Raw genomic sequence first — 13,394 nt, forward strand, 5'->3', positions numbered from 1 at the left:
AATTGCCCGTGAGGCTTGACCATATAACACCAAAGCAGTTTTTGACTTGCTTAACAATCGACGGATACGTCAGAGATTACAAGCGACAAGCTCAGGCTTGGACGTAAGAATACAAGATACGAACAAAGTAGAAAGTCTAATAACAGATAGGCTTAATTGGCAGACATTCAATCTACACCTTTTTTGCTTGACGACAATAGCGTATTGGAACCACCTGATCCCTTCCCGAACTCAGCAGTGAAACGGTACAGCGCCGATGGTAGTGTGGGGTCTCCCCATGTGAGAGTAGGACATCGTCAAGCGCCTTATATAGAACCCCAGTCTAGCGATAGACTGGGGTTTTTTCTTTAAGTAGAGAAGCCAGATTTTATTTTTCTGTTTGCAGCGGCTCTCAAAGTATTTTGTCAGTGCTTTTTACCCTAAGCTATTAGGGGGAAAAGTCTGAACCTGTTTTGCTTGACGACAATAGCGTATTGGAACCACCTGATCCCTTCCCGAACTCAGTAGTGAAACGGTACAGCGCCGATGGTAGTGTGGGGTCTCCCCATGTGAGAGTAGGACATCGTCAAGCGCCTTATTATAGAACCCCAGTCTAGTGATAGGCTGGGGTTTTTTGCGTTTAAGGGTATCTTCCGTGAAGTGTGTTACGTTTAGTAGGCGGTAGATGGACGAATAAGGTATTAGAGATGGTCGATTGAGAGCACACATTGACGAGGTGTCAAAATGTGCTCAGAGTGGTAGGCGTGATGTTATAGCGTTACTGTTCGACGGGCGTCGTTTGACCAATTTGGCCAAAATACTCTCCCATACGGGTTGGAGTACCGGGTGCAATGCTGTCTAGGAATGATGCCATTTCGACACCGTATAGCATCACGATTGTTGAACCAAGCTTAAAGCGCCCTAGCTCATCACCTTTCTCTAAACGAAGAGGTTGAGGATTTTCAGGGTAATCGGTTACGTCAACTTGCCGTGAGAGAGGCGTCACTTGCCCAGCCCAAACCGTTTCGATACTGGCTACGATCATTGCGCCAACCAATACCATCGCCATAGGGCCGTGCTCAGTATCAAAAATAGCTGCCACACGCTCGTTACGAGCAAATAGGCCATTTACATTCTCGGTAGTCGCAGGGTTAACTGAAAACAGTCGCCCTGGAATATGAATCATCTGGCGCAGAGTGCCTGCAATCGGCATATGTATACGATGATAGTCTTTCGGTGACAGATAAATTGTTGCAAATTGACCTCCCATGAAAGGCGCTGCACGATCAATGTCGCCACCCAGTAGCTCTTGAACAGAGTAACTATGCCCTTTGGCTTGGAAGATCCTTCCATATTCAATGCAGCCTAACTGACTGACCGTTCCGTCAACAGGGCAGGCAATGCTGTTTTCTAGAGCACAAATTGGACGAGCGCCAGCTTTTAGTGGTCGAGTAAAAAACTCATTAAAGTTAGCGTAGGCCTGAGCATCGGGTTGCTCTGCTTCAGACATATCCACCTTGAATGTTTTAATGAACTGCCCAATCAGCTTGTTTTTCAGCCAACCTATTTTAGTTTCTGCCAGAAAGCCCACTAAACGAGAGATTAAGTGGTGTGGCAGTGGATATTGAATCCATGCAAAGAGTTGTTTTTTATTCACCGAGAAACCTTAAGATTCAATAGGAGTGTCTTTGTGATTGCCCCATTCATTCCATGAACCATCGTAGGCACGTACTTGTTTGAAGCCGAATATTTTACCTAATAGCCAAGTAAAACCAGAGCGGTGATGAGACTGGCAGTAAGTTGCAATCTCTTGATCGATACTCAGTCCAACCGTTTCAAGCTCTGTAATTACTTCTGCCATATCACGAATGCGTAGTGCATTATCTTTGTCCATCGCTCTTGTCCACTCATAATGAACGGCTGTAGGAATATGCCCTCCACGAGTAGCTTTGACGTCAGTGCCTGCATACTCTCCTGCAGAGCGAGCATCCCAGACGGCAAATTGACTTTGGCCTAGCTTGTCTTTGAGCTCATCTAACTCAATGCGTTCAACCGGATTGATAATAGCTGCTTCATATACGCTGGCGATTGGCTGAACGGATTCTGTTTGCTGAGCTTTCTCATCTGCACGCCAAGCTAAAATACCACCATTTAGGTAGCTGTAACGGCTATGTCCCATCACCTCTAAGGTCCAGAGTAAACGTCCTGCCCAGCCGCCGCCCTCATCATCATAGGCCACCACATGAGTGTCGCGGGTGAGTCCTAATTCTGAAAAAAGCGCGCTGAGTTGATCAATGCTTGGTAGTTTATTTGCAACAGGTGCTTGGCCACAAAAAAGGCGTTTAAAGTCTAGAAAGATAGCCCCTGCTACATGACCTTGGTCATAACACTCACGAGTGCAGGAAACGTCAATAATCAGTAGGTTTTTCTGCCCCAATGCGGCTTCTAGTTGATCGGTATCAACCAATAGCGGCAGAATATTGGCTTCAGAGCGCATAGATTTCTCCGGTTAAAATCAAAATCTGTTATAGATGGCTGATGCATCGTTTGTGGCTAATACATGAAATAATGTGCTGGCCTGTATTTTGACTCATTATTAAGCCTTGGCAAACTAAAGATAAAATGCCAAAAATATAATGCATATAAGCTTACTAGATCATTGCATGCTTTTGGCGAAGATACACTCTAATACAATTTTAGACAAAATGCCCTTTCAGCTAATGATTGAGCACAGTACACTCGATGAGAGTAAATCGGTATGTATTAGGCTCATAGGGAATTTAAGGACTTAGCACGATGTTATTGATTATTGGTTCATTAATAGTGTTAGCCAGTGTGGGTGGTGGGTATGTGCTATCACATGGCTATTTGCCGATGCTTTGGCAACCATATGAGATGATCATCATTTGTGGCGCAGCACTTGGTGGTTTTGTTATCTCAAATAGCAAGCATACGTTGATTGAAGTATTTAAGTCGTTACCTAAATTAATCACGGGCTCAGGGCTGAACAAGGCTCTGTTTATGGACTTGCTTAGTTTGATGTATGACTTATTCACTAAAATCCGTAAAGAGGGGGTAATTGCAGTTGAGGCAGATATAGAAGAGCCAGACCAAAGCCCAATTTTTGCAGGTTATCCTGCCGTTTTTAAGCATAAGGTACTGATAGAGTTTGTCTGTGACTATATGCGTCTGATCAGTTCAGGCAATATGCAACCCCATGAGCTAGAAAGCTTGATGGATGCTGAGATTGAAACCATACAGCATGAATTAGAAGAGCCTGCGCATGCTGTTACCAGTGTTGCAGATGCCTTGCCTGGCTTTGGTATCGTTGCTGCGGTATTAGGCATCACGATTACGATGCGTGATATTTCTGCTCCACCAGAAGTGCTTGGGATGCATATTGCCGCAGCACTAGTAGGTACATTTCTAGGTATTCTACTTTCTTATGGATTTGTGGGGCCAACCGCGATAGCCATGAAGAATGAAGCCCATGAAAAAGTGAAAGCTTTTGAGTGTGTTAAGGCTTGCTTGATTGCCAACATGAACGGCCTGCCACCACAGATGGCTGTAGAGTTCGGTCGTAAAATGTTATTCAGCTCTGTGCGTCCAAGCTTTAACGAGCTGGAAGAGCACGTTCGCTCACGTTAACGGTTACGACACCCATGGAAGAAAGTAAAAACATCATTATTAAGCGGGTGAAAAAGGTACAAGGCGGTCATCATGGCGGCTCTTGGAAGATCGCAATGGCCGACTTTGCCATTGCCATGATGGCCTTTTTTCTCTTGATGTGGCTGTTGGCTAATACCACTAAAGAGCAAAAGATTGAGCTAGAAAAGTTCTTCACTGACCCAGTAGGTTATATGGATAAAGTTGGGCGTTTAACCGCGATCGACTTTGGTGGCTCTCCTTCGATGCTGCAAAACAATAATCCTAGTGCTGACTCTGAGATGATTGAACAAACACAGATGCTCAATCAAGACCAGCCAGAGCAATTGGCCGCAGGTATTAAAACCAATGCTGAAGTGTTGGATGCCTTGCAGAGTACGTTGATTCAGACGGTTGCAGAAAGTGAGACGTTAAAGCAATTCAAAGATCAATTGTCGATTGAAATTGCCCCCGATGGTCTACACATCCAAATTGTAGACAGTAAGTTGCGTCCGATGTTTGATCCCGGCAAAGACGAGCTGAAGCTCTACTTTGCTGAAATTCTGTTGCAACTAGCACCTGTTATTGCACAAGTGAATAACAAGATCAGTGTGAGTGGGCATACAGATGCCAGTAATTATAGCGACCGCGATCACTTTAGTAATTGGGAGCTTTCTGCTCAGCGTGCCAACGCTGCACGTAGAATGTTGGTTGAAGGCGGTTTGCCGGAAGAGCATGTGGCGCAGGTTGTAGGTTTTGCCAGTTCACAACTTTTTGATCCCACAAGGCCCACAGATGCCATTAATCGTCGTATTGAGATTGTTGTGCTGAATCGCCCTACTCAAGAGGAGATTGATGAAAGTACAGGAGATGTCAACTCGCTGAGTCCAGAGCAAGAGGCGCGTATGAAAGCGGGTGAGCAGTTCCTTTTAGATAGTAAAAAGCCTGAGAGTAAGCCTTACGATAGTACTGATAACCCTAAACCTGCCGAGCGTAAACGAGCAGAAAGTACAGCGGGTGATTTAAACGAAGGGCGTAATTCGATCGCACCAAAAGCAGATGTAAAACCTAACGAGGTTTTTAACTCGTTGGAGTCTATTTTATCTAAGCCTGAGTCGCCTTATGTACCACCACCTGAGGTCAGGTAAACGGTTTTAGGCCTAAGTCTCACAAAGCACCACTCGTTTGAGTGGTGCTTTGTTTTTTAGGGAGATGAAACTTAAAGCTCATCAAGAGAGTCAATGATACGATGATAGCTTTCAAAGCGCTCTTGACTGATCTCTCCTGCCTCAAGCGCGCTGATGAGTGCGCATCCTGGCTCGCGTTTATGGCTACAATCCCTGAACTTACAAGTGCCTAAAATAGGATCGAACTCCCTAAACCCGCTGGCGACCTCTCGGGCGTCCATATGCCACAAACCAAACTCACGAATACCGGGAGAGTCAATTAAATCACCGCCAAAAGGTAGGTGGAAGAGCATCGCTGTAGTCGTAGTATGCATCCCTTTTCGGGTTTGCTCTGATAGCTCGCCTACTCGAATATTAATGCCTGGTAATAAGGTATTGACCAGTGATGATTTACCTACACCAGATTGTCCAACAAACACGCTAATTTTCTGGTCTAGTAGTGATTTTAATAATACTAAGCCATCTTCATCTTGGGTTGAGGCTGTGAGCACTTTGTAACCAATGTTTTGATAGCGTTCTGCCATCTCCATCAGCCTAGGTGCATTGTCCTCATTTAACAGATCTGTTTTATTTAGTAATAAAACAGGTTCGATGCCAGTATTCTCCGCTGCGACAATATAGCGGTCGATCAGATTGGCATGTGCATAAGGCTCAGGGGCAAAGACAATAATAATATAGTCAATATTGGCTGCGACGGGCTTAAGCTGGCCACGAGAATCTGGACGTGATAGGGAGTTTCTGCGCTCCATACGAGCTTCAACAACACCATCTTGACTAGGGCCGGGTCGCCATACAACTTTATCCCCAGTCACTAAAACCTCAAGATTAGCACGCATATAGCAACGACTGATCTGCCCCTTGTTCACCCCAGACAGACATTCAACATCAACCTGCCGGCCATAGTGAGCAATGATCAACCCTTCTTGCTCGGTGCCCAGTTCCCCTGCATTTAACTGTTGGTCGATCAGACTGTCACGCTTGCCCACACGGGAGGCGCGTTCGTTTTGAATTTTCTCAATTCGCCATTGCTGGCGGCGATTCAGTTTTCTTTTGCTCATGCTTAAGTTTCAGCCAAAAAGTGAAGCTTGATTCTAACGGTTTTCCGTTTTGCTTGCCTGCACCTTTATTTAAAATCCCATCATGGGGTCAAAATCAGCAAAGGCTACTGATTCCCGTCAAATCCCCCTATACTTAGCATCTATTATCAGTTAATACCTAATATTGCTATCCGCAGGGCTTGCTTAGGCTGACGGATCTATTGTGTCAGGAGAATAAAGAAGATGGTTAACGCAAATAACTTGGTATGGATAGATCTTGAAATGACAGGCTTAGACCCTGAGCGAGATACCATCATTGAAATTGCCACAATAGTGACGGATTCGGAGTTGAATATAATTGCAGAAGGGCCAGTTTTTGCAATAGGTAAACCAAAAGCGCGTATGAATGAAATGGGTGAGTGGTGTACTAAGCAGCATGGCTCTTCAGGTTTAACACAGCGGGTCTTAGAAAGTACTGTAACGATGCAAGATGCTGAGCGTCAGACAATTGCCTTTTTGGAACAGTATGTAGGGAAAGGGCAATCACCTATGTGTGGTAATAGTGTGCATCAAGACCGCCGTTTTTTATGCAAAGAGATGCCTCAGCTTGAACAATTTTTTGACTATCGCCACTTAGACGTAAGTGCAGTGAAAATTTTAGCTAAACGCTGGTATCCAGATGTGGCAAAGGGCTTGAAAAAGAGCGGCTCCCATTTGGCAATGGATGATATTCGAGACTCGATTAATGAGTTACGCTATTACCGTGAGAACCTTCTAAAGTAAGTGTGTAGTTGTTAGCCCTAAGTTGATTGAAGCCAGAGCAGATTAAGTGTTCTGGCTTTTTTATTGATGCTGATGAAGTGCCCAGAGGACATGCTCTTGCACCAACGGTGATTCATGATCTAGCCGTGTATTTAGAGCTGATAGTACCTCATTGCTTGTCGGTGCATTACCGAGTGCCACGGCGATATTACGCAGCCAACGCTCATAACCTGCTCTGCGAATAGGTGTGCCTTCAGTTTTACTGAGAAAGGTCTCTTCATCCCACGCAAATAGTTCAACAAGGTCTACACGGTCTAGGTTATGACGAGGGCTAAAGTCTGTTTCTTGAGTATGTTGGCTGAAACGGTTCCATGGGCAAGCCAGTTGGCAGTCATCGCAACCAAATATACGATTACCAATCCCTTTTCTCAGGGGCTCCGGTATAGCGCCCTTTAGCTCAATAGTGAGATAAGAGATGCAGCGTCGAGCATCTAACAGCTTATCGCCCACAAAAGCCTGAGTTGGGCAGACTAAATGGCACTGTCGACAGGAGCCACAATGATCTTTGGGATAAGGTTGGTCAACGGGTAGAGCTAAATCAATTAAGATTTCCCCTAAGAAGAAAAAAGAGCCTGCTTTGGGGTGTATCAGCATGGTGTTTTTGCCTATCCAACCCAACCCTGAGCGCGTTGCTAAAGCACGCTCTAGTAACGGGGCGCTGTCTACAAAGGCACGATAGCCTAAGGGTTTGATTTCCTGTTCGATTTGCTTCGCCAATTGGGTTAACCGCTTGCGAATTAGTTTGTGATAGTCACGTCCCAAGGCATAGCGTGAGATATAGGCTTTATCTTTTTGGCTTAAAAGTGTAGTGGTTTCAATATCAGCAGGTAAGTAATCCATGCGCGCAGTGATGACTGTTTGAGTACCTTCAACCAACTCATTTGGGCGGCTACGCTTATGACCATGACCAGCCATATAGCTCATTTCACCATGATAATCATTGTCAATCCAAGCTTGCAGATATTGCTCATGTTCTGCCAGCTCAGGCTGTGCAAACCCAATCTGTTGAAAGCCTAGCTCACGCCCCCAAACTCGAATTTGCTCACGGAGGGCAAACCGATCTTGCTCAGTGGTTAATGCCTTTAAGGGATGGCTTTGTGAAGTAAAAATTTCTGCTGACATACTGATATAATGCCGAGAGTCGCAATCAAAAAAAGAGCGGCCAAGCTTAAAGCATTAAAGACGTAACTCAAGCATTGTCTCTAATATCAAAGTGTAAAGGTGTTGATATGAAAGTTTGGCCTATTCATGAGCGTTTATATAGCGCTGCGCAAGTGAAACAGCTTGATCAGCTCACCATTCAGTCTGGTACAGCTGGTTTTGAACTGATGAAACAGGCTGGCCGTACCGCTTTCAGACACTTATTACGTAAGTGGCCTAATTGTGCATCTGTGACTCTGTTCTGCGGTTCTGGTAATAATGCGGGTGATGGTTATGTGATGGCTGTTTTGGCCAAAAAACAGGGCCTGCAAGTACAGCTGGTTGCAGTTACTGATCCTGAATATTTAAAGGGAGAGGCCCAGGAGGCTTACCAATGGGCTTTAAGTTGTGGGCTTAGTGCTCAAAGCTGGCCTATTAGTGCAGAATCTATTGAGGGCGATGTTATTGTGGACGCCTTGCTTGGAACGGGGCTGACAGGTGAGGTACGTGCGCCTTTTTCTGAGGTGATCGAGCTGATTAACCAGCACCCTGCTTCGGTTTTATCTGTTGATATTCCTTCAGGTCTTTGTGCAGATCGAGGTGCAGTTCTGGGTTGTGCCGTAAAAGCGGATTTAACCGTCACTTTTATTGGGAAAAAACTGGGTTTATGGACAGGGCAAGGCCCTGCGTTATGTGGTGAACGTCGCTTTGAACCGCTGTTAGTGCCAGACTCAGTACGACAGTTAGTTCCAATGACTGCTCAAATGGTCAACCCTGAATCTATTCCTCGTTTGCTAAAGCCTCGCTCTAGAACTTCACACAAAGGTGATCATGGTAGAGTGTTAGTTGTTGGTGGTGATTATGGTTATGCGGGGGCTATTTTATTAGCAGCGCAATGCGCAGCACGCTCTGGTGCAGGCTTGGTTAAAGTCATGACGCGACCTGAACATGTAGCGGCCTTAGTGGCACGTCAGCCTGAATTAATGGTTGAAGGTATTACGTCAGTACACCAACTGGATCAATGGCTGAGTTGGTGTGATGTGGTGGTATTAGGGCCTGGGCTTGGTCAAAAAGGATGGGGGCAGCAAATTTGGCACAAGGTCATGCAGGCGAATTGCCCAAAGGTATTGGACGCCGATGCGCTTAATTTAATGGCAAGTAAAAAGGCAATGCTGGCTCGATTACAAGCAGAAGGGCTTAATAATTGGGTGTTAACTCCTCACCCAGGAGAGGCTGCGCGCATGTTGCAAAGCTCTGTTGCAGAGGTTGAGTCTGATCGGCCATTGGCAGTTGCCAATATCCAGCGGCATTATGGCGGTGTTGTTTTATTAAAAGGTGCGGGAACTTTGATCCGTTGTACAGATCGATTATCTGTTAACAATAGTGGTAACCCCGGAATGGCCAGTGGTGGCATGGGCGATGTATTGTCAGGCTTGATTGCTGCACTTCTAGCACAGGGCTTAGCAGCCTATGAGGCGACTTGTTTGGCGGCTCAAGTGCATGGCCTAGCGGCTGACCAGCTGGCCAAACAGTTTGGTGAGCGGGGATTGTTAGCCGCAGATCTTATTCAGCCTATTCGAGTATTACTAAACCCGGAGTGTGAGTTAAATGCCGTTTAATCAAGAATCACAGGCAACCTTTACTATTGAGCTGGCGGATGAGTCTGCACAGGTGGCTTTTGGGCAGCGTTTAGGGCAAGCCTGTAATGGTGAAGGATTGATTTTTTTGCAAGGTACATTAGGAATGGGGAAAACAACTTTAACCAGAGGTATTTTACAAGCCTATGGCCATAAAGGAGCTGTTAAAAGCCCCACTTATACACTAGTTGAGCCTTATCAGTTGGACACTGCGCAGATCTATCACTTTGATCTTTATCGTTTAGCTGATCCAGAGGAACTAGAATATATAGGGATTCGCGATTACTTCTCATCGCCAGCTTTAAGTGTAATCGAATGGCCTGACAAAGGTACTGGCATATTACCTGAGTCAGATATGGAACTGACATTAACCAAAAAAGATGATGGGCGTCAGGCCTTATTAGTAGCAAATACGCAACGGGGTGCTGCAATTTTGAGCAAGCTCCGTACAATGGACTGATTTCTGACACAGACTCTATTCAGGTTCATCACCATGGCGCTGTTTTCATCTCTATCAAAGTCTCGTGCGCTGCCGATTTTGGCATTCGCAGGAGTCATGTTGTCAGCACTGACCGCACAGGCTGCGAGCATTAAAAATGTTCGTATTTGGCCTGCGCCAGACCATACGCGTTTGGTATTCGACTTAGATAAACCGACTGAACATAAAGTGTTTAGTTTGAGTAACCCTAATCGGTTGGTGATCGATTTGGATGGTATGAAGTCAGAGTATGATATTGATACGCTACCCGTTAAAGATACGCCAATTAGTAATATTCGAACCGCTGTGAAAAATGGCCAAGATCTGCGCGTCGTACTTGATTTAAAGCGTGCTGTTCAGCCCAGAAGTTTTTTGCTTAAACCCAATAAACAATACGGCGATCGCTTAGTAATTGACTTGGTTTATCAAGGTGCTGAAGCCGAGGCACAGAAGACGGCGCCGAAGGTTGTCGCCAAGACAGAAACCCAGAGTAACAGTCGTACAAACAGTCCAAAGGCTACACCTAGTACCAGTACTACAGGGGAAAAGCGGGATATTATTATCGCTATTGATGCTGGGCATGGGGGAGAAGATCCCGGTGCCATAGGCCCTAATAGAGTGCGTGAAAAGACGGTTGTGTTGGCGATTGCCAAAAAAGTAGAGCAGTTGCTGCGCAATGAGCGAGGCTTTAAGCCAGTGCTGATTCGTACGGGAGATTACTATATTGGTCTGCGAGACCGTACGGAGCGTGCGCGTAAATATCGTGCGGATCTTTTAATCTCTATTCATGCCGATGCTTATCGTGATCATCGTCCTATGGGATCGTCAGTGTTTGCACTATCGCAACGAGGGGCAACCAGTGAAACGGCTCGTTGGTTGGCAGACTCTGAGAACAGTGCTGACTTAATTGGCGGCGTAGATGGTGCGCTTAGCCTTGATGACAAAGATCGTGTACTGGCAGAAGTGTTGTTAGATTTGACAATGACAGCAACACTTTCTGACAGCTTAAAGGTTGGGCAGAGTGTATTGGGCTCAATCGGAAATGTGAATAAGCTGCATAAAAAAGAGGTTGAACAGGCTGCTTTTATGGTGCTGAAATCACCTGATATTCCCTCTATTTTGATTGAGACAGGCTTTATCTCTAACCCTCAGGAAGCTAAGAACCTACAAAATACGGCTTATCAACGCAAAATGGCGCATTCGATAGTGCAAGGGATTCAAGCACATTTTAAAAAGAATCCACCACCTGATTCTTTGCTAGCTTATGAGAAAAAGCGTAAAGAAGCTGAAAATAACGCCTATGTGGTCAGCCGAGGCGATACCTTGTCTGCTATTGCTTATCGTCAAAAAGTCAGCGTGGATAAAATTCGTAAAGCTAATAATTTGCGCTCAGATACTTTATTTGTTGGGCAGCGCTTGCATATTCCTCGCTCATAAATCGTTACTATCACGACAGGCCTTGCAGTGTTGTCGTGGTAGTTAAAACTTTTCAGGCTCGGTAGTGGTTAATGGCTAAAATTCACGTTTTAAGTCCTCGATTAGCAAACCAAATTGCTGCGGGCGAGGTGGTCGAACGTCCATCTTCTGTCATCAAAGAGTTGGTTGAAAATGCCATTGATGCAGGGGCAACCCGTATTGATATCGAAGTTGAAAAGGGTGGCAGTAAACTGATTCGAGTCCGTGATAATGGCTCGGGTATTGGTCCGGAGGACTTACCTCTAGCATTAAGCCGTCATGCTACTAGTAAAATTGAAACACTTGATGACCTTGAGGGGGTTGTGAGCTTAGGGTTTCGCGGCGAGGCTTTGGCCAGTATCAGCTCTGTAGCACGCTTGGATCTGGTTTCTAGTACAGAGGAAAGTGGCGCGGGGTGGCGTGTTGTAGCAGAAGGCCGAGAGATGCAAACTCAAGTTAGTCCTGCACCACATCCAAGAGGCACTACAGTTCAAGTGAAAGACCTGTTTTTTAATACCCCTGCGCGCCGCAAGTTTATGCGCACAGAGAAAACAGAGTTTAATCATATTGAGGAAACCTTCCGACGCTTGGCGCTCAGTCGCCCTGATGTGGCTTTGAGTCTACGCCATAATCAAAAAACCATTTACAGCCTTGCAAAAGGGCAGACCCAATTTGAGCAAGAAAAGAGATTGGCGGCTTTGCTAGGGCAGAACCTGCTAGAGCAGTCGCTGTTCATTGATGTTGAAGCAACAGGGCTTAGGTTGCGAGGCTGGGTGGGCTTACCAACTTATTCTAGAAGTCAGGCCGATCATCAATATTTCTTTGTTAATCAGCGTGTTGTACGCGATAAGCTGGTAGCACATGCCGTGCGTCAGGCTTATCGAGACGTGCTATTTCATGGCCGACATCCGGTTTTTGCTCTGTATCTTGAGCTTGATCCTGCTGTTGTTGACGTTAATGTGCACCCGACAAAGCATGAGGTACGTTTTCGTGATGGACGCCTAGTGCATGACTTTCTATTCAGTACCTTGCATCGTACTTTGGCTCAAGTACGTCCCGACCATGTGGGTGGCGAACCAATGCAACTTGCCTCTTCTGGTGATATTAATCAAAGTGAAGACGCATTAAAAACAGAGTTGAGAGAGCAAAGTGCGCTGGCTTTTGCACAGCCGACAGAGATAGAAAACCACTCAAATCAAGTGGCAGAATCTGGCTTTTCTGGGGCTTATACCCCGCAAACTTCAAGGCCTCTATCAAATAGCCTGCAACCCAAGCAGATAGAAGGCTATCTTTCTGGCTATCAGCAGCTCAATCAGCAAGCCAATAGAATGACGCTTCCTGAGACAAAAAACCATCAGGTGCCACCTTTGGGTTTTGCTATCGCTCAGTTACACGGTGTCTATATATTGTCTGAAAGCCAAGAAGGCTTGATTTTGGTGGATATGCACGCGGCCCATGAGCGTATCACCTATGAGCGTTTGAAAACTGCTTATCAAAATCAGTCTTTAAATATGCAGCCACTGCTCGTACCTATGAACATTGCGGTCAGTCGTAAAGAAACGGATGCAGTTGAAGAGCATCAGGCGCTGTTTTCCCAGTTAGGTATTGAGTTATCTGTTATTGGGCCTGAAGCACTGCTATTACGCCAGCTCCCTGTTTTATTGATGGAGTCTGACGTAGAGCTGTTAATCAGAGAGATGCTATCAGACTTATTGCAATATGGCGCAAGTGATAGGATTCAGGCACATATTAATGAGATTCTAGCGACAATGGCCTGTCATGGTTCTGTGCGCGCAAACCGTAAAGTGACATTGCCTGAAATGAATGCGTTGCTGCGGGATATGGAAATAACTGAGCGCAGCGGGCAGTGTAACCATGGCCGCCCTACTTGGACCCGACTGAGCATGGCTGAGTTAGATAAGCTCTTCTTGCGTGGACAATAACGCTTATTAAGCGGCAAGTTGCCATTAAGTTATAAGAAGAATAAAGCAAAAGAATAAATGAATTTAAACGA

The 13,394-nt window shown here is 45.6% G+C and carries 11 protein-coding genes and 2 rRNA genes; 9 read left to right on the forward strand and 4 right to left on the reverse strand.

Annotation, left to right across the window (positions count from 1 at the left end; translation table 11 throughout):
• The first annotated feature begins 186 nt into the window (after positions 1-186).
• Together rrf (B5D26_RS11760) and rrf (B5D26_RS11765) are read left to right on the forward strand one after the other, a co-directional pair.
• A 5S ribosomal RNA gene (rrf, locus tag B5D26_RS11760) occupies positions 187-302 on the forward strand.
• 153 nt (positions 303-455) lie between these two features.
• Positions 456-571 (forward strand): 5S ribosomal RNA (gene rrf, locus B5D26_RS11765).
• Between the two features lie 186 nt (positions 572-757).
• On the opposite strand, the gene asd is transcribed toward rrf (B5D26_RS11765), so the two are convergent.
• Together asd and B5D26_RS11775 are read right to left on the reverse strand one after the other, a co-directional pair.
• Complete coding sequence (asd, locus tag B5D26_RS11770) at positions 758-1,636, reverse strand: archaetidylserine decarboxylase (RefSeq protein WP_078745927.1); 879 nt, start codon at positions 1,634-1,636, stop codon at positions 758-760.
• Positions 1,637-1,645: 9 nt separating this feature from the next.
• Positions 1,646-2,476: a sulfurtransferase gene (locus tag B5D26_RS11775; protein WP_078745928.1), complete on the reverse strand. Its 831-nt coding sequence runs from the start codon at positions 2,474-2,476 to the stop codon at positions 1,646-1,648.
• A 299-nt stretch (positions 2,477-2,775) separates the two neighbouring features.
• On the opposite strand from B5D26_RS11775, the gene motA reads away from it, so the two are divergent.
• Both motA and motB read left to right on the forward strand, forming a co-directional pair.
• Complete coding sequence (gene motA / locus B5D26_RS11780; RefSeq protein ID WP_078745929.1) at positions 2,776-3,627, forward strand: flagellar motor stator protein MotA; 852 nt, start codon at positions 2,776-2,778, stop codon at positions 3,625-3,627.
• Positions 3,628-3,641: 14 nt separating this feature from the next.
• Positions 3,642-4,772 (forward strand): flagellar motor protein MotB, encoded by a 1,131-nt coding sequence (motB, locus tag B5D26_RS11785; RefSeq protein WP_078745930.1) that lies wholly within the window; start codon positions 3,642-3,644, stop codon positions 4,770-4,772.
• A 71-nt stretch (positions 4,773-4,843) separates the two neighbouring features.
• Here motB and rsgA read toward each other — a convergent pair whose 3' ends face one another.
• Positions 4,844-5,869: a small ribosomal subunit biogenesis GTPase RsgA gene (rsgA, locus tag B5D26_RS11790; protein WP_078745931.1), complete on the reverse strand. Its 1,026-nt coding sequence runs from the start codon at positions 5,867-5,869 to the stop codon at positions 4,844-4,846.
• A 222-nt stretch (positions 5,870-6,091) separates the two neighbouring features.
• Between rsgA and orn the strand changes: the two genes are divergently transcribed.
• Positions 6,092-6,631, forward strand: coding sequence for an oligoribonuclease (orn, locus tag B5D26_RS11795; protein ID WP_078745932.1), 540 nt, complete (start codon positions 6,092-6,094; stop codon positions 6,629-6,631).
• 60 nt (positions 6,632-6,691) lie between these two features.
• Here the strand turns inward: orn and queG are convergent, their stop codons facing one another.
• Positions 6,692-7,792, reverse strand: a complete 1,101-nt coding sequence (queG, locus tag B5D26_RS11800) for a tRNA epoxyqueuosine(34) reductase QueG (protein WP_078745933.1) — start codon at positions 7,790-7,792, stop codon at positions 6,692-6,694.
• A 107-nt stretch (positions 7,793-7,899) separates the two neighbouring features.
• Between queG and B5D26_RS11805 the strand changes: the two genes are divergently transcribed.
• From B5D26_RS11805 to mutL, 4 genes are all read left to right on the forward strand, one after another.
• Complete coding sequence (locus B5D26_RS11805) at positions 7,900-9,429, forward strand: NAD(P)H-hydrate dehydratase (protein ID WP_078745934.1); 1,530 nt, start codon at positions 7,900-7,902, stop codon at positions 9,427-9,429.
• Complete coding sequence (gene tsaE / locus B5D26_RS11810) at positions 9,419-9,907, forward strand: tRNA (adenosine(37)-N6)-threonylcarbamoyltransferase complex ATPase subunit type 1 TsaE (RefSeq protein ID WP_078745935.1); 489 nt, start codon at positions 9,419-9,421, stop codon at positions 9,905-9,907. The genes B5D26_RS11805 and tsaE overlap by 11 nt, the downstream gene beginning before the upstream one ends.
• Before the next feature lie 33 nt (positions 9,908-9,940).
• A complete protein-coding gene (locus B5D26_RS11815; RefSeq protein ID WP_078745936.1) occupies positions 9,941-11,362 on the forward strand; it encodes an N-acetylmuramoyl-L-alanine amidase in 1,422 nt (473 codons plus the stop codon).
• 71 nt (positions 11,363-11,433) lie between these two features.
• Complete coding sequence (gene mutL, locus B5D26_RS11820) at positions 11,434-13,323, forward strand: DNA mismatch repair endonuclease MutL (RefSeq protein WP_078745937.1); 1,890 nt, start codon at positions 11,434-11,436, stop codon at positions 13,321-13,323.
• Positions 13,324-13,394: the final 71 nt, after the last annotated feature.

Origin of the sequence: Oceanospirillum multiglobuliferum, assembly GCF_900167095.1 — a bacterium.
Classification (GTDB): domain Bacteria; phylum Pseudomonadota; class Gammaproteobacteria; order Pseudomonadales; family Halomonadaceae; genus Oceanospirillum; species Oceanospirillum multiglobuliferum.

Bases quoted from the DNA above. Each gene is read 5' to 3' on its own strand.
- mutL (WP_078745937.1), top strand. From the start codon at position 11,434: ATGGCTAAAATTCACGTTTTAAGTCCTCGATTAGCAAACCAAATTGCT.
- motB (WP_078745930.1), top strand. From the start codon at position 3,642: ATGGAAGAAAGTAAAAACATCATTATTAAGCGGGTGAAAAAGGTACAA.
- orn (WP_078745932.1), top strand. From the start codon at position 6,092: ATGGTTAACGCAAATAACTTGGTATGGATAGATCTTGAAATGACAGGC.
- motA (WP_078745929.1), top strand. From the start codon at position 2,776: ATGTTATTGATTATTGGTTCATTAATAGTGTTAGCCAGTGTGGGTGGT.
- queG (WP_078745933.1), bottom strand. From the start codon at position 7,792: ATGTCAGCAGAAATTTTTACTTCACAAAGCCATCCCTTAAAGGCATTA.
- tsaE (WP_078745935.1), top strand. From the start codon at position 9,419: ATGCCGTTTAATCAAGAATCACAGGCAACCTTTACTATTGAGCTGGCG.
- B5D26_RS11775 (WP_078745928.1), bottom strand. From the start codon at position 2,476: ATGCGCTCTGAAGCCAATATTCTGCCGCTATTGGTTGATACCGATCAA.
- B5D26_RS11805 (WP_078745934.1), top strand. From the start codon at position 7,900: ATGAAAGTTTGGCCTATTCATGAGCGTTTATATAGCGCTGCGCAAGTG.
- B5D26_RS11815 (WP_078745936.1), top strand. From the start codon at position 9,941: ATGGCGCTGTTTTCATCTCTATCAAAGTCTCGTGCGCTGCCGATTTTG.
- rsgA (WP_078745931.1), bottom strand. From the start codon at position 5,869: ATGAGCAAAAGAAAACTGAATCGCCGCCAGCAATGGCGAATTGAGAAA.